The sequence below is a fragment of the Marinimicrobium sp. ARAG 43.8 genome (assembly GCF_050113635.1).
Classification (GTDB): domain Bacteria; phylum Pseudomonadota; class Gammaproteobacteria; order Pseudomonadales; family Cellvibrionaceae; genus Marinimicrobium.
The window spans coordinates 57,693-81,380 of record NZ_JBNJLT010000002.1 but is presented as its reverse complement, the minus strand read 5'-3'; the positions used below and the strand labels follow the sequence as shown (position 1 = coordinate 81,380).

The window sequence follows — 23,688 nt, the reverse complement described above, 5'->3', positions numbered from 1 at the left end:
CTTACGGGGCCTCCGCCATTGGCTGAAAAGCGGGATCGAGCTCCTGCGCCCGGGTTAATACTTCCAGGGTATTTTCGCCAAACACGCCGTCGGCGGTCAGGCCGTGGCGGCGCTGGAAGATTTCCACACGCTGGCGCAGGGCGGGCGTATAGCGGTCATCGCTAAGAGGGCGGGCTTCTCCGTCCATTTGGGCAAACTGTTCGGCCAGCCAGCGCACCGCCGGGCCTCGTTCGCCCGCCGACAGGCTGCCATCGAAGCCCGGTGGGCGGTAGCGAAAATAATGGACCTCGCCGGTCCAGCGCGGCGCGAGGTCCCGCCAGGCGATCATGGTTTTCCCCTCGGCAGTGAGCACCGTCGCGCGATCCTCATTCAGCCCAAGCAGCGGCAGATAGGCGGCCTTGCGAGTGCTATCCATCACCGAGAGCACCACGGGACGGTTTAAGTCCATCAAGGCATTCCAGGTATGGGGGGTGGCCGATACGCAGCGATAGCCGCCCGCCGTCGTGGTGCTTTCAACACACAGCGGGTCACCGGCCATCACAGGTAACGACAGCGCGTTGGCCAGTTGGCGCTGAGCCGCTCCGAGGTCGCTGATTCCCATGGGCGTTTGATCGACTTCGCTGGGGGCCTGCTCTTTCGCGGTGGACGCGGGGGGCAATTCGGGGGCCGACGTTTCCGGAGTGGGAGCGCGCAACAGCGCCAGCACTACCAGCGCACTCACTATGGCGCTCACCATCGCGCCTCCCAATGCCGCGCCCCACAGTTTGGGCCAGTGTGAACCCGGCTCGTGGCGGGTCGGCAGTGCGGCGGGGGACGTGAGCGGTGCGTCGCCGGTGATTTCCGCCCGGGCATGCTCAAATAAGGCCCGGTCCAGATGGGTTTGTTGGCGGCCATAAGCCCCAAGCAGCATGCGCTCGCACACCATATTAATCAGGCGCGGCACGCCGCCGCTGAAGCGATGGATATCGGCCACTCGTGCCGGAGAGAATAACTCGGCGGTATGATCGGCTCCCGCGACCTGAAGCCGGTGGCGAATATACGCGCCGGTTTCCGCCTGGGAGAGTGGCGTCAGGTGGTAGCGAGCGGTAATGCGCTGCGCCAATTGACGCAAACCGGGGCGGGCGAGCAACGCGCCCAGTTCCGGCTGCCCGACCAGAATGATGTTGAGCAATTTCTCGGTATGGGTTTCCAGGTTGGTCAACAAACGGATCTGTTCCAGTGCCTCGGCGCTCAATAATTGGGCTTCATCAATGAGCAATACCGTTTTGCGGCCCCGGCGATGGTTGTCCAGCAGCCGTTGGTAGAGCGCGTCGGTCAGCGCCTTGGGGCTGGGGGTGCCCTCATAAGAGGCATGCAGTTCATCACAAATGCTGGCCAGCAGTTCCGGGACAGACGCCGTGGGATTCAGAATCAACGCAATATCGGTATCGGCAGGCAGCTCTTCCAGCAACCGGCGGATAATGGTGGTCTTGCCGGTGCCGACCTCTCCGGTCAGTTGCACAAAGCCGCCACCCTGAAGCCCGAACAGCAAGTGCGCCAGGGCCTCCTGGTGCTGTTCACTCAGATAGAGGTAGCGCGGATTCACGGCGATGGAAAACGCCGGTTCCCGCAGTCCAAAGAACAGATGGTACATAGCGTTGCTGTTGATATCCCTGCGCTGGTTAGGGCGCTCAGAATAACGACAATTCGCGCGGACAGCCACCCTTGCGATAAGCCCTTTTATGGTGCGCTTTTATGGTTGTGCACATTGGGTGTGATCGATATTGGTGCGTATGGCGCCAAAAATAACCTTTGCGATCAACCCATGTATGGCCTGTTTCCTGCTAGAAGTTGCTCAAGCGGGATAAAACAGGCTCAGGGAAGGCATGCCGAATTGATGAGGAAGACAGACAGTATGATGACGCTAAAGAGCGATGCGATGAACTTGTCCGGCGACGAGCGTCGCTGGCTGAACTGGTGGGGTCCGAGCGGAAAATTCCGTATGGGATGGGCCTGTTGGTTGAACCGCCACCGTTACCCTCTTATGGAGCAGGCGTTTGAAAGCATTGCCCAAACGCGTATCAACATTCTTCAGCACTGGGTCAGCAGCCAATGGGAGCAGTTAGTCTCACTGGCCGCCCGTCTGGAGCAGGACGAAGACGACCGAGACAACCTCCTGGCCAGGCAGTTAGGGTTGGCAGCGGATGTGTCCGAGTTCTTCGTGCTGGACGCCGATGGCCAGGTGCTGGCCTCCACGTATCGTGACCGCAAAGGCAAGAGAGACGTGGAGCCTCGTGCACTGGAGGAAGGGCTGCAAGCGCCCTTTTTGCACGGCCCCTACATCGACCCGCTCACCCTGAGCATTGGCCCTTCATCGTCGCGCTTTCACGACGAAGTCACACTGATGTTCTACCAGCCGCTGACCCTATGCGACGGGTCGCGAGGCTGCCTGTGCGCCCGTGTGCCCAACGACGTCCTGGGGGATTTGATCCAGCGCGAAGCCGGCCATATCTTCCATGAATCGGGGGACAACTACCTGTTTATGGTCGACCCGCAGTTTGATCGGCGCATCAAACCGGGCACAGCGTTGTCCCGTTCACGCTTTGAAGACAGCACCTTCTCCCACGGTGAAAACCTCAAAAGCGGTATTCACACCAACTGGGGCGTGGTCGGCGTCAAACGGCACACCGAGTTTGAAATTCACTTCACCGATCCAGCCACCGGACAGCTGCACCCCGGCGTGCGCGAGACCATCCGCAACGGCCAGAACCTCTATATCAAATACCCCGGCTACTCCGATTACCGCCACATCCCGGTAATTGGTAAAGGCATCACCTTCACGTTGCAGGGCTCCAAAGACAAATGGGGCATGATGTGCGAGGGCGACCTGGAAGAAGTCTATCGTTTCCGCTCTATCAGCTATCGTTTTATGGCTCTGTTCTGGGCCGTGGCCGCCGTCGTGCTGGCCGGAAACGTAGCGCTGCACACCTGGACGACCCTGCCTGTATGGGGCGTGCACTTGGCCACCCTCGGGCTGACCGCCGTTGGCGCCATGGTGTTTAACCGGCGTGGCCCCAGGCACCTCTCCCGGCGCATCGGCAAAATGACCGAGATTGTCCACTCGCTGGGGGAGGGCGGCGGTAACCTCAAACAGCGGATGGACCCCCAGCGCATGTTCGATGATGAAACCGGCGATCTGGGACGGTGGACCAACAGCTTTATCGATACCCTCGATGGCATCATCGGCGAAGTGATTCATTCAGCGGATGACGTGCGCCACAACAGCGAACGCATGCTCGCCCGCAACGACAGCGCCAACGCCACCATGACCCAGGTGAGTGCCGCCATGGAACAAATGCTCACGCTGGTGGAAGAGCAAATCGGGGAAATCAGCAACGCCTCCGGCACCGCTGCCGAAATGAAACAAGTCATGGACCGCGTCGTGCAGGAAGCGCGCGAGCAGTACGAATCCGTGAACGCCGGTACCAAAGCCATTCGCGATGCGGTGGAAAACTCCACCAAAACCATCCACCGACTCAACGAACGCACAGAGGAGATCGGCGGCATGGTCTCACTGATCGGCAACATCACCAGCCAGACCAACCTGCTCGCCTTAAACGCCGCGATTGAAGCCGCTCGCGCCGGTGAACACGGCCGAGGCTTCTCCGTCGTCGCCGATGAAGTCAGAGGCCTGGCCGCCCGCACCGCCGAAGCCGCCAAGGAAATCGAAGAAAAGATCGCCACCATCCAAAATGAAGCCGCCCAGGCAGCCAGCTTTATGGAAAGCAGCGTCGAAAGCGTGGATCGCGGCCTGCGCCTGGCGGAAGAGGGCACCACCGACAACTCCGAACTGCACGCCATCGTGGAGCGCATGTTCGAAGTCATCCGTCACATCGAAGCCCACAGCCAGGAATACGGCGAACAGACCCGCGAAGTCGTCGGCGCCGGAGGCGAAATGCACAAAGTCATCCGCGCCCTGCACGGCGCCTCCGACCGCCTCAAAGGCACCGCCACCAACCTCCACCACCTCACCAGCGCCTTCCAGGTCACCCACAAACACGGCGCTCAAGCCTGAGCGCCTTGCACTTCTGAAGAGAAGCGCTATAGTGAATTGCATCACGTTTTTTGAGGATATGGGTGCCATTTGAAGGGCTGTATAAATAATGATCAAATTGTGCGGTCGGGGTAAATAACAGGCGCTTTTATTCCTAAAGCCGTGTCGGCGCACACTTTCTGACAGGCAATTTTACGGCTGTAAGAAGGTCTTTAGTTTCAATGGGTTATCAGGCTTTGTGGCGGTAGGTGATGGGGAACAAAGTGTGCTGGCTCGATATACAGCTGTTAGGGTGTGGTTGTTCTGGTGTCCAGCGGATACAGTAAGAGTGGATTACAGCTACTGATGTAATACAATATGTATAGACTACCCCTTTGTCATAAGGAGGAAATGCAGCATGGATATCATCACTGGACTTATTAACAGCTCAGCCCAAAGCGCATTACAATCAGATACCTCCCTTGTTAATTCCAAGGATAGAACGAATTCAGAGAATACAAGCAGCTCCGGCTCTCGGGTCAGCAATACTACTAATTCAGCCCTGCAGATTAGCGCCCGTGGTCACTCTATAAGCCTATTGATGCAAGGCGCGAACGAGTTTTTACGCCAAGAACTTGGGCCCAGTTACCTTCCCTTAGCAAGAGGCCAAGCGTTGCTTGATCAAGCCGTTAGCATGGTAACAGCCAATACCGAAATTGATATAGATGGACAAGCGTTGAGAAATACCTTGCAGCAAGAACACAATATTCGTGAAACGATACCAAGACCTAACCCTTCATCTGATAGTGGAAATGTCTTTGATTTTTTATCGGGAAGCGACAGAGAAGCGTTGGAAGCTGCGTATGATTATGCTGTAGAGAACAACCTCGACGCTGATGATGTGGAACTGGCAGCCGGGTTACTTGCCAGTGACCGACGACGCCAAGCCGCTATTGCTTCAGGTACAATCTATTTAGTGCATGAGCCAAGTGAGAATGCAGGCAAGTTTATTCCCCAATCATCAGCTAACTTACCCAATACAGATATTAGCAATCCGCGCCAGTCACTGATTGATCGAGTGACATCCGGCGACCTATTCAGTAAAAATCCGTTTCTCAACCAGGCGTTATTCATCGAAGCGGCGTTTCGCACCCTGCAATTAAAGAATTAAAGGGGTCTGGTTGAAATTATTTTCTGGGTGAGTGTTTAGCAAGCAAAGATTTAACGGGTCGCCATTGTAAAATTTTGGAGCAAATCGGCGGTATCGGGTGGTAGCGCAATCAAGCCCTAACCAGTCGCTCAAGTATGTTCCGGGCCTGCCGGCCCTCCACCGGACGTGCTTGCGCACGCCGCTTAGCTTGGCGTTCTGTGCCCCGAGCTCCCCAAGAAAAGTAGACACCTAATCCCCTTAAGGGTAGCTGCGCTCTGGATTGGCGCATTAGTCCAAGTTAACATAAGAGTGGCGTCCTGTGCGAACTGATGAAAGCCCATTTAGAGGGGGTGTCATTCGCTAGAGCTGTCTTAGTAAGCGTAAAAGGAAGAATCAATGATCCGAAAAATCTCTGCCGTATTTCTTGCCCTCACATCAATCGTGATGCTTTATCGGGGGCTGATTATCGCTTATCACACGACTGGGCTCGTTCGTGGCGGTGAGTTCCAGATGCTCATAACGTTGAGCAACCAGTTTGCCTATTTCATGATATGGCTTGCCTCTCTAGCCTTTTTCCTGATGGCAAAGAACCTCTGCAAGTCGAAAACCTCAGAAGCTGATAAGGGATAATGGGCGCCAGTAGGGTGTTCTTCGGAGGGTTCTGATTTTATCTTTATAGGCAAAACGGTATGATAGGCCCTCTGTAGGCACCTATTTTCACAGGTCGTATTTCTCTTGTGTCGTCTGGTGCGCGCGTCATAACCGATGAGCGATTTATGAGCACTGAAGATGTAATGATTTATGACCGGTTTTCCTGCGCTAATTGTGCCGATAAAGGCGCTTTAGACTTCGATTTCACGATGGCGTTTCAGCCGATTGTGAATATTCGGGAAAGACACATATTTGGCTATGAAGCGCTGGTTCGGGGCACTAATAATGAGTCGGCCTACTCGGTATTGTCCAAGGTAAACGACGAGAACCGGTATATTTTTTGATCAGAAGTGCCGTGTAAAAGCGATTAGTTTGGCGTCACGTCTGAAGCTTACCTCGATGCTCAGTATCAACTTTCTTCCCAACGCCGTTTACAATCCTGAGCGTTGCCTGAGAACAACGCTTCAGGCCGCCAGGGAATATGGTTTTCCCATAGAGCGAATCATGTTTGAGTTCACCGAGGCGGAGCAGGTAAAAGACAATCTTTTCCTGAAGGAGATTGTCGAACACTACAAGATGCAGGGGTTTACAACGGCGATTGACGATTTCGGCTCCGGGTATGCCGGCCTTGGCTTGCTGGCGGACTTTCAAACGAGCATCATAAAACTGGATATGGGGCTGATACGAAATATTGATAGCCACAAAGCCAGACAGGCCATTATTCACAATTGCCTGAATTTGTTTCGAGATTTAAACATTGTGCCCTTGGCGGAAGGTATAGAAACCGAAGAGGAAATGCGGTGGTTGCGGGATGCCGGCGTTGAACTGATGCAGGGTTATCTCTTTGCCAAACCCGGCTTTGAGTGTCTGCCGGAGGTGGCTTTTCCTGAAATCGTGTAAAAGGATTACTTTGGCTTGAACTTGAGGCTTTCTATAAGCATCTTTCTGTTAAAGTGTATTGAGTTAAATTTAATCTCATATGGTTCTCTGAGAGGTTGATACTATGTTAAAGAATGTGGGGTTGTTCGCTTCGTCTCTATTATTAGTGTGCTCCGTTGTTGGGGCCGCCCATGCAGACGAGCCGATACGGCACATTGTGGCGTTTAAGTATGCAGAGGATGCCAGCGAGGCGGACATCCAGCGGCTGACGGACGCGTTTAGTGGTCTGCAAGATACGATTCCCGGTATTGTTTCATTTGAGCACGGCGTCAATAACAGTCCGGAAGGGCTGAATAAAGGTTTTGAGCATGTGTATGTGATGACCTTTGAAGACGAAGAGGCCAGGGATACGTATTTGCCGCACCCGGAGCATAAGAAGTTCGGAGCCTTGCTGGAGCAACTCAATATTGTGGAAGACGCCTTTGTGATTGATTACACACTCAAGGACTAAAGAAGAGGAACGCGGCGACACGCCTGTGGTACGGGCGTGTCGCTGTCTTGCAAAGCCTTTCCCAACCGTGTATACCTTTTTGTGTTACAAATTCTCCGTCCTCAAACCCATAGAGGTTGGCCATGAAATTTGTTCACGATCCCGAAGGTACCCGTCTGCCGATCAAGCTGGACAGCACCAGTAACGGCGAATTTTCCCCCATTCCCCTGGATCGAGCGAGTCAGCTCGCCAATCGTATGGCGCACGAAGCCGCTTCCACTAACGCCCGCCGATTGGGTATCAGTCGACGGGAGTTGCTGGTGTCGGCCTGCGGCGCGGCGACGACGCTGTTGGCGTTTAATGCGGCCCAGGCGGCGGCTGGGCGCGGTGCGGGTTTTTATTCCCTGGCCGCTGAAGCCGGACTGGATCGTGACGCGGCGGCGGATGCGCTGGACGGGGATGAGTTCATCTTCGATGTGCAGGGGCATTTCGTGAACCCCACGGGGGCGTGGCTGGACAATATTCCGGAGAGTGCCCGGCCTTTGTCGGGCATGGAACAGGCCGGGTGTGCGCTGGCGACCGGCAAAGAGGATCGTTCGTATCTGCAATGCCTCGGGCCGGATGCGTTTGTGCAGGATGTGTTCATGGACTCGGATACGGATTTGATGGTGCTGTCCTTCGTGCCGTCCAAGCGGGATGAAGAGCCGCTCACCATTGAGGAAGCGGCGGCGACTCGCTCCATTGTGAATCAAATGAAGGACAGCCAGCACCGTTTGTATTTGCATGGCCGCGTGAATCCGAACCAGAAGGGCGACCTGGAAGATATGGATCGGCTGAAGGAAGAGTTCGATATCGTGGCCTGGAAAACCTACACCCAGTGGGGGCCGGAGGGCAAAGGGTATTGGCTGACGGACGAGGATACCGGCATTCCGTTTTTGGAGAAAGCGCGCAAACTGGGCGTGAAGATTATTGTGATTCATAAGGGCATTCCCTTCGGCCCGGAATCCTACGAGCATTCGCTCTGCGATGACATTGGCCGGGTCGCGAAGTTGTATCCCGATCTGAAGTTTCTGGTTTACCACTCCGGCTTTGTGCCGGGCCAGCCCGAAGGGCCTTACGATCCGAATCGCAATGAAGGCGTGGATTCCCTGATCAAAACCGTGGTGGACAATGACTTAGGCCGTCATTCCAACGTTTACGCAGAGCTGGGCTCGACCTGGCGTTTTCTGATGCGGGACCCCGACTCGGCGGCGCACACGCTGGGCAAGTTGATTAAGTATCTGGGGGAGGACAATGTACTCTGGGGGACGGACTCCATCTGGTATGGCTCGCCCCAGGATCAGATTCAGGCGTTCCGGACTTTCCAGATTGCGGAGCAGGTGCGGGAGAAGTTTGGTTATTCGGCGTTGACGCCGGAGATTAAGCGCAAGATTTTCGGTCTGAATGCGTTGGTGCCCTACGAGATTGATGAGTCGCTGATCCGCCAGCGTGTGGGCGGTGACCAACTGGCGGCGGCCCGAGCGCGATACCGGGAGCAACCGGACCCCCATTACCGCACCAACGGCCCCAAGACGCGCCGGGAGTTTTTGAACCTGATGCGCTGGAGTGGCGGTCGGGCCACGTAGCGGACTCGGCCCTAGAATTGTTAAACCGCCGACTGGTTAAAGAGAGACCGGTTAAGAATGTCGGCGCCGCCAGACCCCGGCCAGTACCAGCAACAACACGCACATGCCCACCACTGGCCAGCTGCCCCAGCGCATAAACGGCGTAAGGCCGCTGCGAGGCTGGACGGTGCCTTCCAATGTCGTTTCCACAAATTGTTCGGCCCGTTTTTCGATGCCCCCGTGGTGGTCCACAAAAGCGCTGACGCCGTTGTTGGTGGCGCGAATCATCGGGCGGCCGGTTTCCAGGGCGCGCATGCGGGCCATTTGCATGTGTTGCAGTGGGCCGATGGAGTCGGCAAACCAGGCATCGTTGCTGATGGTCAGCAGCACCTGCCGGTCGATGGCACTGCGGGCGACCAGGTCCGGGTAGACGACTTCGTAGCAGATGGAGGCGGAGATACCGGTGTCGCCAATCTGCAATCCACTTTGCTCCCAGGGGCCACGGGTGATGATGGACGTCGGCAGATCGAAGAAGTCAATCAGGCCGCGCAGGTACTGTTCCAGTGGTACGTACTCGCCAAACGGCACCAGCCGACGCTTGTGATAAATCCCCAGCGCTGGCCCCAGTCCGACAACGCTGTTGTAGTAGACCCCCTGACGCGGATCATCAAAGATGATGCCGGTAGTCAGGCCGGTGTTGGTGTCTTCGGCTTTTCGGTTGAGTGCTTCCAGGTACGGAAGCATGTCGTGGTAAACGCGGGGAATGGCGGCTTCCGGCCAGATCAACCAGTCGTTGTCCCACAAATCTTCACTCAAATGGTCGAGCCGGTCGAGAGTGGGCTGGAAAAACGCCGGGTCCCATTTGCGCTCCTGGGGAATATTTGGCTGAATCATCCCGACATTGATGGGCTGGCCCTGGGGCTGGGTCCACTCAACCCGGTGCAGAATCGCGCCCAGTGGCCAGAGTAATAACACGACGAGGGTGAGTGCCCAGCGGCGAGGGGAGTGCCCAGGTTGCAGCAGCCAAAGCGCTATCAGTCCGGCGCTCAGCGCGATGATGAGGCTGGGTGCCAGCACGCCCAGCAACGGCGCCCAGCCGGCCAGCCAGGTGTCGAGGTGAGCATAGCCGAGGTAAAGCCAGGGGAAGCCGGTGAGCAGCCAGCCCCGCAGCCATTCGCCCAGCAGGTAAATGGCGGGAAACGCCAGCGGTGCGCCGAGCCGGTGGCGGCTGAACCAGCGCCCGTAGGCCCAGAAGGGCAGACTGAAAATCAGCGCCATAAACAGCACGAACAGGGCGGTCATGACCGCCGCCAAGGGCGCGGAGGCGTTGCCGTAGGTGTGAATGCTGATGTAAATCCAGGAGACGCCAGCGCCGTAGAGGCCGATACCGAAACCCCAGGCCCGCCACCAGGCGCGGCGACCGGAGCTTCCGTTGAGCAATACAACAAAAACGACCAGCCCGCCGAGGGCGAGCGGCCAAAGGTCGAAGGGGGCCAGCCCCAGCGGTAGCAGGGCGCCAGCGGCGGCGCACAGGAACCAGGCGGTCCAGCCGGGCAGGCGCGTCAGCGCGGTTTGTAAAGCGGTCATGAATCAGTCGTCGAGCAGGGTCAGTCGCACCAGGTGGATCTGGCGGTTGTCCGCATAGAGCACCCGGAACTGGAAGTTCTCGATCACGGCGACTTCATTGCGCTTGGGCAGATGCCCGAATTCTTGCATCAGGATGCCGCCGATGGTGTCGAAATCCTCGTCGCTTAACCCGGCTTCGAAATAGTCGTTGAACTCGTCGATGGGGGTCAGTGCCTTGACAATGAAGTCGGTGTCGCTGACTCGCTTGATAAACTCGTCACTGACTTCTTCGTCCGTCTCGTCTTCAATGTCGCCGACGATTTCTTCCAGAATGTCTTCAATAGTGAGCAGGCCGGCGATACCGCCGTACTCGTCGATCACCAGCGCCATGTGGTAGCGCTTTTCCCGGAATTCGCGCAGCAGCACGTTTACCCGCTTGCTCTCGGGAATAATGTTGGCGGGGCGCAGGATGGACTCCAGGGTGAAATCGGTATTCTCTTCCAGCATCATGCGCAGCAGGTCTTTGGCCAGCAGGATGCCTTTGATGTCGTCGAAGCTTTCGCCGATCACCGGAAACCGGGAGTGGCCGGATTCGATGATCTTGGGCAGGAATTCTTTGGGGGTATCGTCCGCCCGGATGGCGACGATCTGGGAGCGGGGGATCATCAGCTCCCGGGCCTGGAGGGAGGAAACGTCCAGCGCCCCTTCGATAATGCTCAGCGCTTCTTGGTCGAGCAGTTTGTTGTTGGCGGCTTCCTTGATGATTTCCAGCAGTTCCTCGCGGGACTGGGGTTCTCCGTTGAACGCCTGCATCAGCTTGTGCAGCCAGGATCGGTCACTGCGTTCAGACTTGTCGGCTCGTTCGGATTTATCAGAATAGTGAGCGGATAAGCCGCTACTGGGAGGGTCTTCGTTCATGAGGTCAATCAGTCCTGTTGTGGATCATCGGCCCCGTAGGGCGCCGGGTAGTGTAACCGAGTCAGAATCCGGGTTTCCAGACTTTCCATTATCTCGGCGTCTTCGGGGTCGATATGGTCATAACCTAGCAAATGCAAGGTGCCATGCACAAGCATGTGCGCCCAGTGGGCTTCGGGCGATTTACCCTGCTCGGCGGCTTCCCGGGCGACCACGGGGGCACAGACGACCAGATCGCCCAGCAGGGGCAGCTCCAGCTCCGGTGGCAGGTCGGCGGGGAATGACAAGACGTTGGTGGGTTTGTCCTTTCCGCGATACTGGTGGTTGAGCGCCCGGCTTTCGTCATCGTCCACCAGGCGCACACTGACTTCGACTTCGTCGCGAGCCTCGTCGCTGGCAATCAGCGCCGCCTCAATCCACCGTTTGATGTGCGAACGGGAGGGGAGGCCGCCGCCCGTCGTGGCGACGGCAATATCGATGTGCAGTTTCATGGTAAGCGTCAGTCGTCCGGCTGGGCCTCATCGAAGGCGTCGTAAGCCTCGACGATGCGCTGTACCAGAGGATGTCGCACCACGTCTTTGGCGCTGAAATGGGTAAAGCTGATGCCATTAACGTTGGACAGCACATCGATGGCGTGGCGCAGTCCGGACTTCTGGCCTTTGGGCAAGTCGATCTGGCTGGGGTCGCCGGTAATCACGGCCGTAGAGCCAAAGCCGATCCGGGTCAGGAACATCTTCATCTGCTCTCGGGTAGTGTTCTGGCTCTCGTCGAGAATCACAAACGCATTGCTCAACGTCCGGCCCCGCATATACGCCAGCGGCGCGACTTCAATCACGTTGCGCTCAATCAGCTTGCCGACGGTCTCAAAGCCCAGCATTTCGAACAGGGCGTCGTACAGCGGGCGCAGGTAAGGGTCTACCTTCTGGGCGAGGTCACCGGGCAGAAAGCCCAGCTTCTCGCCCGCCTCGACGGCGGGGCGCACCAGCAGGATGCGCTCGACCTCGTCTTTAAGCAGCGCTTCCACGGCACAGGCAACGGCCAGGTACGTCTTCCCGGTACCGGCGGGGCCGGTGCCAAAGTTGATGTCGTTGGTCTGCACCGCCTGAACATACCGCTGCTGATTCCCGCCGCGAGGCTTGATCGTACACTTCTTGGTGCGGATCAGCGTCATCGACGCGCCGGACTGACTGCCGGTCTTATCACCCCGATCGTCGGCAGAGCGGCTGGCACTGTCGGATTCGGTGCGGTCCTCGCCCGTGGCGTGCTCGTTCAATTGGTCCATAAGTTCCTCAATGCCGGAAGTTTGCAGGGCGAGGTGGATTTCATCGGGTGTCAGCTCCACGACATCGGTTTCGCCGTAGAGGTGCTTGAGCAGTTCGGCGGCGGTGGCGGTGGTGTTGGCACCTCCGGTGAGCGCAAACTGGTTACCCCGGTTGCGAATTTCGATACCGAGTCGCTCTTCAATTTGTCGCAGGTGCTGGTCGAATTGACCGCAGAGGTTGGCGAGACGTCGATTGTCATCCGGCTCCAGGGTGACGCGCTGGGTGACCGTTTTGGGGCTGGCTACTGCGTGGCTGTTTACTGCGTGACTATTCAAAGAGGTGTCGATCTCCTGTATGTGGACTTACTTAAAGCCTAAACCATAAAAATGACGGCGAAAAGGCAAATCTTCGGTTGTTTGTTTCTGAGTCGGTGGGTTTTGGGAACTTTGGGTTATAAGGAGCTTCGCGGCTCTCTGAACGTCCGGGCCCGTCATCGGGGGACCTTTTGGCAAAACGCGATGAATACGTCCCTGTAGCTCCCCCGCTTCATCCCTGAAGCGAGGGTTTGCCAAAAGGTCCCCCGACGCCGTGCCCTCCAAGGCAGCCGAAAGTCCGCGTCGCTACGTAGCGATGAGCGAGAATTAAACTCGGAGGGCTCGGTGTCAGGTGGGCTGTTTCGGAACCCTCTCTTCAGGGAAGAAGCGGTCCGGCGTTCCGGGAGGGAGCTACAGGGGCGTATTCATCGCGTTGCCGAAACAGCCCACCTGATATCGAGCCCGGATTACCTAAGTGCTCCCTCAGCGGAGAGGCCACTCTTTCTTTTACGCCGCCCAATCCTGATCCAGCTCAGAGCCCAGCAACGTGCCTCGCAGCGAGTTGGGCAAGGCTTCCTCAATGCGAATATCCGCAAACCTGCCAATCAGCGCCGGATCGTCGCAGCGGAAATTCACCACACGGTTGTTCTCCGTGCGGCCCGAGAGCTGCCCTGGGTCTTTCTTGGAGTAACCACTGACCAACACTCGCTCCACATTGCCCACCATACGACGGCTGATCTCCTGTGCCTGCTGGGTAATGCGGGTTTGCAGGATTTTCAGACGCTCTTTCTTGACATCCATTGGCGTATCGTCTGGCAAGTCTGAGGCCGGAGTGCCGGGGCGCGGGCTGTAGATGAAGCTGAAGGAGGTGTCGAAGCCAATATCGTGAATCAGTTTCATGGTGGCCTCGAAGTCCGCATCGGTTTCGCCGGGGAAGCCAATAATGAAATCCGAAGAGAAACTGATATTGGGCCGGTTGGCTTTCAGTCGGCGCAGCTTGGATTTGTACTCCAGCGCCGTGTGGCCGCGTTTCATGGCCATCAGGATGCGGTCGGAGCCGCTTTGCACCGGCAGGTGGATATGACTGACCAGTTCCGGCACGTCGTTGTAGACATCGATCAGGGAGTCGCTGAATTCCACCGGGTGAGACGTGGTGAAGCGAATGCGGTCGATGCCATCGATGGCGGCCACGTAGGTGATCAGTTCGGCCAGGTCGATGACGGTGCCATCGCCGTTGTCGCCGCGGTAGGCGTTCACATTCTGGCCCAGCAGGTTGATTTCCCGCACACCCTGGCCGGCCAGGTGCAGCACTTCGGCCAGCACATCGGTTACCGGGCGGCTCACTTCCTCGCCGCGCGTGTAGGGCACCACGCAGAAGGTGCAGTACTTGGAGCAGCCTTCCATAATCGAGACAAAAGCGCTTACGCCATCGGATTCCGGCTGGGGCAGGTGATCGAACTTCTCGATTTCCGGGAAGCTGATATCCACAACGGCGCTGTCGCCCCGGGGGGTTTCAATCATTTCCGGCAGGCGGTGCAGCGTTTGCGGACCGAAGATCATGTCGACGTACGGTGCGCGCTTGGCGATGGCATCGCCCTCCTGGCTGGCCACACAACCGCCCACGCCGATTTTCAGGTCCGGTTTGGCCTCTTTGAGCGACTTCCAGCGGCCCAGCTCGTGGAACAACTTTTCCTGGGCCTTTTCCCGGATCGAACAGGTATTGATCAGGATGACATCGGCGTCTTCCGGATTCTCGGTCGGGACCATTTGATGGGATTCGCCCAGCAGGTCGCGCATGCGGGCCGAGTCGTACTCGTTCATCTGGCAGCCGTGCGTCTTGATGTACAGCTTTTTGGGCTGTTTTTCGGGCTGGGCGGCGGACGAGGAGGCCGGGGCGTTGGTATCGGTGCTCATGGCAACAACCTGGTTAAAAAGTGGTCAAAATCGAGGGCGGGCATTATAGCGATCTTACGGGCGAAATCCCATAGATTGCTCAAAAATCGACCGCAAAACCGCTTCACAGCGACGATTTTGTGCTATTCTTCGCGCCCCTTGTTTCAGCTCACTGTTTCTGTGCAATTTCTCCCGAGTGGTTCTATGGCGGCGAAACCGATTTATAAAGTCATTTTCCTCAATCAGGGGCAGGTGTATGAAGTGTTTGCCTGCGCCATTTACCAGAGCGAGATGTACGGTTTTATCGAAGTGGAAGAGTTCGTCTTTGGTGAACGCTCCCAGGTCGTGGTTGATCCGTCCGAGGAAAAGCTCAAAAACGAGTTCGCCGGGGTCAAGCGCTCCTATATTCCCATGCACGCCATCGTGCGGATCGATGAGGTGGAAAAGGAAGGCTCTGGCAAGATCAGTGACTTCAAAGGCGGCGATAAGGTCGCGCAATTCCCCTACGGCAATTTTATGCCCAAGCCCGGTTCTGATAGTTGAGCCGCTAACGGCGCTCGAAGAACCGGATCAGACGGCCCACCAGCATCCGCACGTGGGCCATCATGGCCCAGATAAAGCCCGCGCCACCGATTAGCACACTGATCAGTACCGCGACCTCTTGTGCCAGCGACGGTGCCAGCATGGAGTGGGCCATGTACAGCCCCACCATCCCTAGGAAAAAGAAGGCTACACCCTGACGAAACTGCTGGAACCCGTGCTCCAACGAGCCAGTGTAGTGGTGCTTGAGGGCGGTCAGCCATTGCGGTTTCATGACAGATCCAGGCGCTACGAATTAACCCGCATGAAACGTGACTCATTGCCCAAAGTCAATGGGTAAGGTGGTGGCGGTTCCAGGGAGCAGCCGGTAGAATGTGTGCGGTGCAAGCGACAAGTTTCTGAAACAGGCTGTTTTCTCAATTCATTCTTTATTGTGCGCGCTTTCCCTTCGAGGAAACATTGCTGTCGTTCCGTCAAAGCCTGCAGGGGCGGTGGATACGCCGGGTCGCGAAGTGGAGAAAGTCTCTTCACAAGCGGAGTCGATTCAACGCCGTTTTGGCTCGTCATAGCGCAGGGTAAATGTGTGACTACATCATCGGTTTTTGCTTCCTCACCCGGTCCGGCGCCACCCGGTGGTCCGTTTGATGGCGATACGCTGGATCACATTGCCGAGCGGCTTGAAACCGAGGGTTACGCCGTGGTGCCCAATGCCTTGCCTCCCGAGCATGTGAACCGCCTGTTTCTGGCACTCAAGGAAACGCCCGCGGCGGATTTCCGCCGGGCCGGTATCGGTCGCAAAGACGACTTCCAGCTAAACCGCTTTGTGCGCTCCGATGAAATTTGCTGGCTGCACGGCGACACTCCGGCGGCCCGTGATTTTCTCTCCTGGATGGAAGCGTTGCGCCAGGGGCTCAACCGTCGGCTGTTCCTCGGCCTGTTTGATTACGAAGCGCACTACGCCGCCTATCCGGAAGGCGCCTTCTATAAAAAGCATCTGGATGCCTTCAAGGGCCGCTCTAATCGTGTACTGTCCACCGTCTTCTACCTGAACCCCAACTGGCAACCGACGGACGGAGGCGAACTCGTTATCTACAACGAAGCCGATAACCAGGAACTCGAACGCGTGCTGCCGGAGTACGGCAAACTGGTGATCTTCCTCAGCGAAGTTTTCCCTCACGAAGTGCTGCCCGCACGGCGCGAACGTTACAGCATTGCCGGTTGGTTCCGCGTCAACAACACCGCCGCTGGCGCCCCCGATCCCGCCCGATAACTCCCGGCTTAGAGGATTGGCACTGAGGTTCCGGCTCCCAGGGTATTGATTCGAGACCGTCGGAGGCATGGATGCCGACGCAGAGCTACAGGGACGTATTCATGCGGGTCCGAATCAATACCCTGGGAGCCGGAACCGGGCTAAACCAACTTGGCCTTTCCCACCCAAGGTGCTATTGTCAAACCGTCGGCGCCCGAACAGAGGCAGACAGTCAGCCGCCTCAAGAGCGCCCCATTCACAGCAGTAGGGACTCGGCTATGCAGATTGACTGGCGCGAATACGCGTGTGGCGATTTTTACGATGAACTGATCAGCTCCCCCGGCAACCCGCGCAAAGCGGCACGGCATTTAGCAAACTACCTGGCCTCCCTCAGTGGCGAGGAACTGCAGGAACGCAAACTCTCTGCTGAGCTTGCCATCAAAACCATGGGCATTACCTTCACCGTATACAGCGATGCCGGCAACATTGATCGCGACTGGCCTTTCGATATTATCCCCCGCATCATCCCGCAACGTGAGTGGGAAAAAACCGAGCGCGGTTTGATTCAGCGTCTCACCGCGCTCAACTGCTTTATTGACGATATCTACAACGATCGCAAGATTCTCAAGGACAAAGTCGTCCCCGAGTCCCTGCTAGCCGATTCGAAAAATTTCCGTTCCGAGTGCATTGGCATGAAACCCGCGCTGGGTGTGTGGGCGCATGTGTGTGGTTCCGACCTGATTAGGGATCACAAAGGTCAGTTCTATGTACTCGAGGATAATTTGCGTGTGCCCTCCGGTGTGTCCTATATGTTGGAAAATCGCAAAGTCACCAAACGGGTGCTGCCGGAGCTGTTTGAAAATCACACCATTCTGCCGGTGACCGAATACCCCAACCAGTTGTTTGACACGCTCGCGGCGATCTCGCCGCGCCCGATGGAATTCCCCGAAATCGTGGTCCTGACCCCCGGCATTTATAACTCCGCGTATTTCGAGCACTCCTATTTGGCCCAGCAAATGGGTGTGGAGCTGGTCGAGGGCAGTGACCTCGTTGTGGAAGATGACATGGTGTACATGCGCACCATCAACGGCTTGGCGCGCGTGGATGTGATCTATCGGCGCATCGATGACCTGTTTCTCGATCCGGAAATGTTCAATCCGGACTCGGTGCTGGGCGTTCCCGGTCTGATGAGGGCGTGGCTCAAAGGCAATGTGGCGCTGGCGAATGCGCCCGGGGCGGGCGTGGCGGATGACAAACTGGTCTACACCTACGTACCGGCCATGATCAAGTATTACCTGGGGGAAGAACCGCTCTTGCCCAATGTGCCGAGTTACCTGTGCAGCGATAAAAAAGAGCGTGATTACGTGTTGGCGAATCTCGACAAGCTGGTGGTGAAACCCGCCAATGAGTCCGGTGGCTACGGTATGTTGATGGGTCCCCAGGCCAGTAAAAAAGAGCGTGAAGCCTTCGCGCAAAAAATCAAGGCCAACCCGCGCAACTATATGGCGCAGCCGTTGATGTCGCTCTCCACCGCGCCGGTGGTCACACCGCGCAATGCCGAGCCGCGTCACATTGATTTGCGACCTTTTATTTTACAGGGGCGCGAGCATCACGTGACGCCCGGCGGGCTTACCCGGGTGGCCATGACTAAGGGGTCCTATGTGGTGAACTCCTCTCAGGGCGGTGGCAGTAAAGATACCTGGGTCGTTGTGGAAGGAGATAACTGAGATGCTGTCGCGAGTGGCTGAACGCATTTACTGGTTGGGGCGCTACATGGAGCGCAGCGAAAATCTGGCGCGTCTGGTGAACGTGAATTCCCATCTGCTGATGGATCTGCCCAAAGGCGTTCGGGTGGGCTGGGGATCACTGATCCACATCAGTGGGACGGAAGAATTTTTTAACCGAGGGGATACCGAGCAGGCGGATGAGCGCACGGTAATCCGCTTTATGCTGGCGGATCGTGATAACCCTTCCTCGTTGCTGAATTCGCTGAGCTGGGCGAGAGAAAACGCGCGCATTACCCGCGAAATTATTCCGATGGAAGCGTGGGAGCTGATTAATAACCTGTATCTTTCTGTGAAAGATAATCTGTCCAAATCCGTGGCGCGCCGCGAGCGCAACCGTGTGTTGCAAATGGTGATTACCAGCGTGCAACAGTTTACCGGGTTGCTCGCCGGCTGCATGAGCCACAACAGTGCGTATGATTTTATTCAACTGGGGCGCAATCTCGAACGGGCGGATATGACCACCCGTATCGTGGATGCCGGTTCGGCCAACCTGCTGCCGCATTTAAATGGTGCAGAAGACATTCTGGAGCCGTACGATAACATTCTGTGGATGAGCGTATTGCGCTCCACCAGTGGCTACCAGATGTATCGGCAGCACGTTCAGGACCGCGTTAACGCGGAGGATGTGGTGACGTTCTTGTTGCAGGACGGACGGTTTCCCAGGGCGGTGTCCCGCTGTCTGGAAGAGCTGGAATCGTGTCTTCGTAAGCTGCCCAACAGCGATAACGCCTTGCACGTGGCGACCGCTGTTCGGCGGCGTTTGCGCACCGCCAGTATTCCAGAATTGTTGCAGGCGGGACTGCAGGAATACATTGATGGTTTACAGCTGGAGGTCGCCGATGTGCACCAACAGATCACCAGCACCTGGTTTCTGCCGGTCACCCCGCTGGTGGAAAACGAATAAGTTGCGATCCTCCTTATGAAAGCGTTTTACTGTACCTGCGGACAGCGCATTTACTTTGACAACACCGAATGCCTGTCCTGCGGGCGGGCGTTGCGGTTTGATCCTGACCGGCAAACCATGGTGGCGTTGCGTGCCGATGGAAATGAATGGATTGACGATCGTGGAACGCGTTTTCGCGACTGCCGTAACCGGGTGGAGTACCGCGCTTGCAACTGGGTAATGCCCGCGCAGGACAATCACCGCTATTGCCGCTCGTGCCGCTTGAACGACATCGTTCCGCATTTGGAGCGGCCGGGCAATGTGCGGCAGTGGTCCAAGCTCGAAGCGGCGAAACGGCACCTGCTGTACACATTGTTGCAGCTCGGGTTGCCGGTTCAGAGTGAGGCACAAACCACCAGCCGGGATCTGGCTCATGGGGAGCTGCCGGGACTCTCATTCGCGTTTCTCGAAGACACCCGATCCAATGCCAATGTGCAGGAATCATACGTCGCCACGGGCCATGCCCGCGGTCTGATTACCTTGAACCTGATTGAAGCGGATGACGCCTATCGGGAAAAAACCCGTCAGCAACTGGGTGAATTCTACCGGACGCTGCTCGGGCATTTTCGGCACGAAATCGGCCATTATTACTATGATCTTCTGGTTCGGGGATCAGCCTGGGAGAGCGAGTTTCGGGACCGTTTTGGCGACCCCGACCTGCCGTACCACAAAGCCCTTAAGGCGCATTACGCCAAAGGGCCTGCACCCGACTGGCGCCAGCGTTATATCAGTGCGTACGCGGGCTCACATCCGCTGGAGGATTGGGCGGAAACCTGGGCGCACTATCTGCACATGCAGGATACGCTCGATACCGCCAGGGCGTTCGGGCTGCCGTTGAGTGAAGCGGAGCCTGGGGAGGACTCTCTGGATGTCCTGGTTCGTCAGTGGGTACAGTTGAGCCTGGTGTTGAACTCGCTCAACCGCAGCATGGGGTTATCGGATGCTTACCCCTTCGTGTTGAGCGACGCGGTGGTGGCTAAGCTTCGGATGATTCATCGGGTGATTCAGGCCGCCACTCAATAGCGGGCAACTGTACAAACGCTTCCACGAGTCGCGAGTCCCAGGCTTTTTTGAGTTCCCGAAGGTACTCGTCATCCTCGTCATAGCGATTGTGTTGCAGTTGGAAGGTGTCCTTTTCATAGAGCGCCAGTTCAATGGGTGGCCCTACAGTCAGGTTGCTGCGCATGGTGGAATCCATGGACACCAGAGAGCACAGGGCGCTGGTATGGAGGTCCGTCTTAGCGGTCAGGATGCGATCCAGAATCGGCTTGCCGTATTTGCTCTCACCGATTTGCAGGTAGCGGGTGTCTTTGGAGGTGGTAATGTAGTTACCGGCGGGGTAGACCATCATGATCCGGGGTTTGTCGCCCTGAATCTGGCCGCCGATAATGAAGCTGGCCTCAAAATTGGCCCCGTTGTTGTCGGCGTGCTTTTCCTGCTGAGCGCGATTGATCTCGCCCAGATACTCGGCGGCGTCGCTCATGGATGACACCGTCAACAGGCTGACTTCAGACTGCTCCTTGATATCCTTTTTCAGCTTTGACACCACGGCCTGGGTCGTTCCCAGATTGCCCGCCGAGAGCAATACGAACTGCCGTTCGCCATCCACACCGAACCGGAACATCTTGCTGTAGGTGCTTACTTGATCGACGCCGGCATTGGTGCGCGAGTCCGAACAGAACACCAAGCCGTTGTCGACGTTGATGGCCAGACAATAAGTCATAATGAGGCACGCCCAGTCATTCAAAGGGCGCCTAGGTTAAGAGCAGTCACCCGGAGCGTCAAGCATCAGCGATGGCCTATTGCATGTCTCGCGGGGTTTTGAGGGTCAGCAAACAGTGTTAAACCCATCGACAGTCCCTCGTGTCACGGGGTGAGGCCTGGGCGGGAGGGGCGGCGAAATTGTTGACTTTCTTTACGTTTCACGGAATTAAAGCGGACTGATGGAGGTAAAAGAAGACATTGTGTTTTTTAACGTGTTGATTTCTATGTGATTTGTCTTTTTTGGTCTCTATATTGCATTTGCGTGGGTCTCGGGTGGCACTGAAAGCCACAGTTATTCGTATTTACTCATATCTCAAGCAGGCAATAATGGCGAAACGGAGAATACTGATTGGTGTATGTTTGGTTGGCTTGGCCAGCCTGATACTGATCGCCTCGTCGACACGGGAGGACTTGATGGCCTTTGAGGGTCTCCCTGCTTTGCTCAATGCTGACGTGGGTCAGGAAGTCGCCGACCTGCAGGACGATACCCCTCAATTGCTAGAAGATACCGATGTGGCGGATGATGACTCTGGTGGTCTCCGCGCGGGCCGTTCCCGGTATCTGTTGAATACCCGTCTCGATTCCAAATTGGTGAACCGCTTTGATGAGGCAGTCGATTTCCTGGACGCATCCCCTACGGTTTCCGGCTGGCTTTCTGGCGACAATTGGATCAACGTGTCCGTCTCGGACGCCGAGAGCTACCTCATAGCCTCTGCGGGTCATCGGCGGTTGGGCGAATTTTTACCATCGTGGGGGATGACTTTTACCGGTGGTTCTCCATTGGTTACGGGCCCCTCCGATGACGATTTTGCAGTGGACGATTTAGAGGATGGCAATGTTACAGCTGAGCTTAGCGAGGCCAGCGGTTTAATTTTGCTGTTGATCGGGTTGCTCGGACTTTGGTTCGCCCGTCGGCGCGTCAATCGACTGCCCGCCGCCTGAGGCATCGGGTCCGCTGGGCCTGTTTTATCGTCATGGTTGGTGCTTGTTGACAGACAATGAGCCTCCCCAGGATCAGATGATATACTGGGCGCATGACTTCTGAATTCGTTCGCTTTCAATCCTCCCCACAATTCGACAACCGTTGGTTGAGAGAATTGCCGACCGATCCGGTGGCGGAAAATATCCCACGGTCGGTAGCGGCTGCTGTATCCAGTATTGTTACTCCACGCCGAGCTGGTAATCCCCAATTGGTCGCCTACGCCCGCGAGGTGGCGGATTCACTGGGTTTTTCCGAAGCCGATTGCGAGAGTGAGGCCTTCGCGCAGGTCTTCTCCGGCAATGCGCTGCTGGAGGGAATGCAGCCCTACGCCACCGCTTATGGTGGCCACCAGTTCGGCCACTGGGCCGGTCAGCTGGGGGATGGTCGCGCCATCAATCTTGGCGAACTGCACAATGCGGTTGGCGAGCACTGGACTTTGCAACTGAAGGGCGCGGGCACCACGCCTTATTCCCGGGGCGCCGACGGTCTGGCGGTGCTGCGGTCCTCGGTGCGTGAATTCCTGTGCAGCGAGGCCATGTATCACTTGGGTGTGCCCACCACCCGGGCGCTCAGTCTGGTCCTGACCGGTGATCGTGTAGAGCGCGATATGTTTTATGACGGCAACCGGCAGTGGGAGCCGGGCGCGGTGGTGTGCCGCGTGGCGCCCTCTTTTACCCGCTTTGGCCATTTTCAGTTGCCGGCTGCCCGGCAGGATCACGAGCTGCTGAAACGCCTGCTCGACTTCACCCTGGAAACCGACTTTCCCGAGTTGGGCGAACCCGGTCCAGACACCTATATCCGCTGGTTGCGGCAAGTGGCCGAGAGCACGGCCGAGATGGTGGCGCACTGGATGCGGGTCGGCTTTGTGCACGGCGTGATGAATACCGACAATATGTCGGTGCTCGGCCTGACTATCGATTACGGCCCCTACGGCTGGCTGGAAGGCTACGATCCCGACTGGACACCGAATACTACCGATGCTGAAGGGCGGCGCTACCGGTTTGGGGCTCAGCCCCAGGTGGCGCTGTGGAACCTGGCGCAATTGGCGAACGCGCTGCATCCGCTGATTGGGGCGGTGGAGCCGCTGCAGGCGGTCATGGAACACTACCGGCACGTCTACCAGCGCTGCTGGGAGCGGGATATGGCCTCCAAGCTGGGGCTGCTTGACTGGCGCGACGAGACCGACGCCGCTCTGGTGGCGACCTTGCAGCAGGCGTTGCGCCAGAGCGAAACCGACATGACGATTTTTTACCGTCGGCTCGCGGATTTTGATCCCCTTTGGGATCAGGACACCGATGAGCGCGACAGCTCGCAGTTGATTGCGCCGGTGGCCGGGGCCTTTTACCAGTCGCCAGGCTTTGAAGCGGAGCACGCCATGGCCGACTGGTTGCGGCGCTACCGTGAGCGGCTATTGCAGGACCGGGTGCTTAACGGCACGGATGACGTGTCCCGTCGAGCGCTGATGAATCGTACCAATCCCAAATATGTGCTGCGTAATTACCTGGCCCAACAGGCCATTGACCGTGCGACGGAAGGGGATTTCAGCGAGATTCATCACTTGCAGTCACTGCTGCGCCGCCCCTACGATGAGCAGCCGGAGGAAGAGGCGCGCTATTTCGCCCTGCGCCCCGAGTGGGCGCGGCACAAGGCCGGTTGTTCCATGCTTTCTTGCAGTTCGTAACGCATT

Annotated in this window: 22 protein-coding genes; 14 read left to right on the top strand and 8 right to left on the bottom strand. The window is 57.1% G+C overall.

Going from position 1 to position 23,688, the window contains the following annotated elements; translation table 11 throughout:
• Position 1 precedes the first annotated feature (1 nt).
• On the bottom strand, positions 2–1,633 hold the full coding sequence (locus tag ACQCLF_RS05605; RefSeq protein ID WP_426985321.1) for an AAA family ATPase: 1,632 nt from the start codon (positions 1,631–1,633) through the stop codon (positions 2–4).
• Positions 1,634–1,894: 261 nt separating this feature from the next.
• On the opposite strand from ACQCLF_RS05605, the gene ACQCLF_RS05600 reads away from it, so the two are divergent.
• The 7 genes from ACQCLF_RS05600 to ACQCLF_RS05570 all read left to right on the top strand — a co-directional run bounded on the left by ACQCLF_RS05600 (position 1,895) and on the right by ACQCLF_RS05570 (position 8,807).
• On the top strand, positions 1,895–4,054 hold the full coding sequence (locus ACQCLF_RS05600) for a methyl-accepting chemotaxis protein (RefSeq protein WP_426985320.1): 2,160 nt from the start codon (positions 1,895–1,897) through the stop codon (positions 4,052–4,054).
• Positions 4,055–4,430: 376 nt separating this feature from the next.
• Positions 4,431–5,183: a hypothetical protein gene (locus ACQCLF_RS05595; protein WP_426985319.1), complete on the top strand. Its 753-nt coding sequence runs from the start codon at positions 4,431–4,433 to the stop codon at positions 5,181–5,183.
• A 375-nt stretch (positions 5,184–5,558) separates the two neighbouring features.
• A complete protein-coding gene (locus ACQCLF_RS05590; RefSeq protein ID WP_426985318.1) occupies positions 5,559–5,792 on the top strand; it encodes a hypothetical protein in 234 nt (77 codons plus the stop codon).
• A 146-nt stretch (positions 5,793–5,938) separates the two neighbouring features.
• On the top strand, positions 5,939–6,157 hold the full coding sequence (locus tag ACQCLF_RS05585) for a hypothetical protein (RefSeq protein ID WP_426985317.1): 219 nt from the start codon (positions 5,939–5,941) through the stop codon (positions 6,155–6,157).
• 55 nt (positions 6,158–6,212) lie between these two features.
• Positions 6,213–6,713: an EAL domain-containing protein gene (locus ACQCLF_RS05580; RefSeq protein ID WP_426985316.1), complete on the top strand. Its 501-nt coding sequence runs from the start codon at positions 6,213–6,215 to the stop codon at positions 6,711–6,713.
• Positions 6,714–6,816: 103 nt separating this feature from the next.
• Positions 6,817–7,203, top strand: coding sequence for a Dabb family protein (locus ACQCLF_RS05575; RefSeq protein WP_426985315.1), 387 nt, complete (start codon positions 6,817–6,819; stop codon positions 7,201–7,203).
• Positions 7,204–7,325: 122 nt separating this feature from the next.
• Positions 7,326–8,807: an amidohydrolase family protein gene (locus ACQCLF_RS05570; RefSeq protein WP_426985314.1), complete on the top strand. Its 1,482-nt coding sequence runs from the start codon at positions 7,326–7,328 to the stop codon at positions 8,805–8,807.
• Between the two features lie 51 nt (positions 8,808–8,858).
• On the opposite strand, the gene lnt is transcribed toward ACQCLF_RS05570, so the two are convergent.
• The 5 genes from lnt to miaB all read right to left on the bottom strand — a co-directional run bounded on the left by lnt (position 8,859) and on the right by miaB (position 14,757).
• Positions 8,859–10,373, bottom strand: coding sequence for an apolipoprotein N-acyltransferase (gene lnt, locus ACQCLF_RS05565; RefSeq protein WP_426985313.1), 1,515 nt, complete (start codon positions 10,371–10,373; stop codon positions 8,859–8,861).
• Between the two features lie 3 nt (positions 10,374–10,376).
• The gene (locus ACQCLF_RS05560) at positions 10,377–11,270 is read right to left on the bottom strand and encodes an HlyC/CorC family transporter (RefSeq protein WP_426985312.1); all 894 of its coding nucleotides are present in this window, start codon (positions 11,268–11,270) and stop codon (positions 10,377–10,379) included.
• Positions 11,271–11,278: 8 nt separating this feature from the next.
• A complete protein-coding gene (ybeY, locus tag ACQCLF_RS05555; protein ID WP_426985311.1) occupies positions 11,279–11,758 on the bottom strand; it encodes an rRNA maturation RNase YbeY in 480 nt (159 codons plus the stop codon).
• Between the two features lie 8 nt (positions 11,759–11,766).
• Positions 11,767–12,864 carry a PhoH family protein gene (locus ACQCLF_RS05550; protein WP_426985310.1) on the bottom strand — a complete coding sequence of 366 codons (1,098 nt, stop codon included), beginning with the start codon at positions 12,862–12,864 and terminating at the stop codon, positions 11,767–11,769.
• A gap of 486 nt (positions 12,865–13,350) precedes the next feature.
• Positions 13,351–14,757 (bottom strand): tRNA (N6-isopentenyl adenosine(37)-C2)-methylthiotransferase MiaB, encoded by a 1,407-nt coding sequence (miaB, locus tag ACQCLF_RS05545; protein WP_426985309.1) that lies wholly within the window; start codon positions 14,755–14,757, stop codon positions 13,351–13,353.
• Positions 14,758–14,940: 183 nt separating this feature from the next.
• Here miaB and ACQCLF_RS05540 point away from each other — a divergent pair, with 183 nt between their 5' ends.
• Positions 14,941–15,279 carry a DUF1820 family protein gene (locus ACQCLF_RS05540; RefSeq protein ID WP_426985308.1) on the top strand — a complete coding sequence of 113 codons (339 nt, stop codon included), beginning with the start codon at positions 14,941–14,943 and terminating at the stop codon, positions 15,277–15,279.
• A 4-nt stretch (positions 15,280–15,283) separates the two neighbouring features.
• Here ACQCLF_RS05540 and ACQCLF_RS05535 read toward each other — a convergent pair whose 3' ends face one another.
• Complete coding sequence (locus ACQCLF_RS05535) at positions 15,284–15,550, bottom strand: hypothetical protein (protein ID WP_426985307.1); 267 nt, start codon at positions 15,548–15,550, stop codon at positions 15,284–15,286.
• Positions 15,551–15,859: 309 nt separating this feature from the next.
• On the opposite strand from ACQCLF_RS05535, the gene ACQCLF_RS05530 reads away from it, so the two are divergent.
• The 4 genes from ACQCLF_RS05530 to ACQCLF_RS05515 all read left to right on the top strand — a co-directional run bounded on the left by ACQCLF_RS05530 (position 15,860) and on the right by ACQCLF_RS05515 (position 20,278).
• Positions 15,860–16,546 (top strand): 2OG-Fe(II) oxygenase, encoded by a 687-nt coding sequence (locus tag ACQCLF_RS05530; RefSeq protein ID WP_426985306.1) that lies wholly within the window; start codon positions 15,860–15,862, stop codon positions 16,544–16,546.
• 257 nt (positions 16,547–16,803) lie between these two features.
• Entirely contained in the window at positions 16,804–18,252 is a 1,449-nt protein-coding gene (locus ACQCLF_RS05525) for a circularly permuted type 2 ATP-grasp protein (protein WP_426985305.1), read from the top strand.
• 1 nt (position 18,253) lies between these two features.
• Positions 18,254–19,216 (top strand): alpha-E domain-containing protein, encoded by a 963-nt coding sequence (locus tag ACQCLF_RS05520; protein WP_426985304.1) that lies wholly within the window; start codon positions 18,254–18,256, stop codon positions 19,214–19,216.
• 15 nt (positions 19,217–19,231) lie between these two features.
• The gene (locus ACQCLF_RS05515) at positions 19,232–20,278 is read left to right on the top strand and encodes a zinc-binding metallopeptidase family protein (protein ID WP_426985303.1); all 1,047 of its coding nucleotides are present in this window, start codon (positions 19,232–19,234) and stop codon (positions 20,276–20,278) included.
• Here the strand turns inward: ACQCLF_RS05515 and ACQCLF_RS05510 are convergent.
• Positions 20,232–20,978 (bottom strand): peptidase, encoded by a 747-nt coding sequence (locus tag ACQCLF_RS05510; RefSeq protein WP_426985302.1) that lies wholly within the window; start codon positions 20,976–20,978, stop codon positions 20,232–20,234. The genes ACQCLF_RS05515 and ACQCLF_RS05510 overlap by 47 nt on opposite strands.
• A 314-nt stretch (positions 20,979–21,292) precedes the next feature.
• On the opposite strand from ACQCLF_RS05510, the gene ACQCLF_RS05505 reads away from it, so the two are divergent.
• Together ACQCLF_RS05505 and ACQCLF_RS05500 are read left to right on the top strand one after the other, a co-directional pair.
• Complete coding sequence (locus tag ACQCLF_RS05505) at positions 21,293–21,961, top strand: hypothetical protein (protein WP_426985301.1); 669 nt, start codon at positions 21,293–21,295, stop codon at positions 21,959–21,961.
• A gap of 92 nt (positions 21,962–22,053) precedes the next feature.
• Positions 22,054–23,682, top strand: coding sequence for a protein adenylyltransferase SelO (locus ACQCLF_RS05500; RefSeq protein ID WP_426985300.1), 1,629 nt, complete (start codon positions 22,054–22,056; stop codon positions 23,680–23,682).
• The last annotated feature ends 6 nt before the right edge of the window (positions 23,683–23,688 follow it).

Excerpts from the sequence above, each read along its gene's own strand:
- ACQCLF_RS05595 (WP_426985319.1), top strand. The coding sequence starts at position 4,431 with ATGGATATCATCACTGGACTTATTAACAGCTCAGCCCAAAGCGCATTA.
- ACQCLF_RS05600 (WP_426985320.1), top strand. The coding sequence starts at position 1,895 with ATGATGACGCTAAAGAGCGATGCGATGAACTTGTCCGGCGACGAGCGT.
- ACQCLF_RS05520 (WP_426985304.1), top strand. The coding sequence starts at position 18,254 with ATGCTGTCGCGAGTGGCTGAACGCATTTACTGGTTGGGGCGCTACATG.
- ACQCLF_RS05510 (WP_426985302.1), bottom strand. The coding sequence starts at position 20,978 with ATGACTTATTGTCTGGCCATCAACGTCGACAACGGCTTGGTGTTCTGT.
- miaB (WP_426985309.1), bottom strand. The coding sequence starts at position 14,757 with ATGAGCACCGATACCAACGCCCCGGCCTCCTCGTCCGCCGCCCAGCCC.
- ACQCLF_RS05575 (WP_426985315.1), top strand. The coding sequence starts at position 6,817 with ATGTTAAAGAATGTGGGGTTGTTCGCTTCGTCTCTATTATTAGTGTGC.
- ACQCLF_RS05500 (WP_426985300.1), top strand. The coding sequence starts at position 22,054 with ATGACTTCTGAATTCGTTCGCTTTCAATCCTCCCCACAATTCGACAAC.
- ybeY (WP_426985311.1), bottom strand. The coding sequence starts at position 11,758 with ATGAAACTGCACATCGATATTGCCGTCGCCACGACGGGCGGCGGCCTC.
- ACQCLF_RS05585 (WP_426985317.1), top strand. The coding sequence starts at position 5,939 with ATGAGCACTGAAGATGTAATGATTTATGACCGGTTTTCCTGCGCTAAT.
- ACQCLF_RS05580 (WP_426985316.1), top strand. The coding sequence starts at position 6,213 with ATGCTCAGTATCAACTTTCTTCCCAACGCCGTTTACAATCCTGAGCGT.
- lnt (WP_426985313.1), bottom strand. The coding sequence starts at position 10,373 with ATGACCGCTTTACAAACCGCGCTGACGCGCCTGCCCGGCTGGACCGCC.
- ACQCLF_RS05515 (WP_426985303.1), top strand. The coding sequence starts at position 19,232 with ATGAAAGCGTTTTACTGTACCTGCGGACAGCGCATTTACTTTGACAAC.
- ACQCLF_RS05570 (WP_426985314.1), top strand. The coding sequence starts at position 7,326 with ATGAAATTTGTTCACGATCCCGAAGGTACCCGTCTGCCGATCAAGCTG.
- ACQCLF_RS05560 (WP_426985312.1), bottom strand. The coding sequence starts at position 11,270 with ATGAACGAAGACCCTCCCAGTAGCGGCTTATCCGCTCACTATTCTGAT.
- ACQCLF_RS05535 (WP_426985307.1), bottom strand. The coding sequence starts at position 15,550 with ATGAAACCGCAATGGCTGACCGCCCTCAAGCACCACTACACTGGCTCG.
- ACQCLF_RS05525 (WP_426985305.1), top strand. The coding sequence starts at position 16,804 with ATGCAGATTGACTGGCGCGAATACGCGTGTGGCGATTTTTACGATGAA.
- ACQCLF_RS05590 (WP_426985318.1), top strand. The coding sequence starts at position 5,559 with ATGATCCGAAAAATCTCTGCCGTATTTCTTGCCCTCACATCAATCGTG.
- ACQCLF_RS05540 (WP_426985308.1), top strand. The coding sequence starts at position 14,941 with ATGGCGGCGAAACCGATTTATAAAGTCATTTTCCTCAATCAGGGGCAG.
- ACQCLF_RS05605 (WP_426985321.1), bottom strand. The coding sequence starts at position 1,633 with ATGTACCATCTGTTCTTTGGACTGCGGGAACCGGCGTTTTCCATCGCC.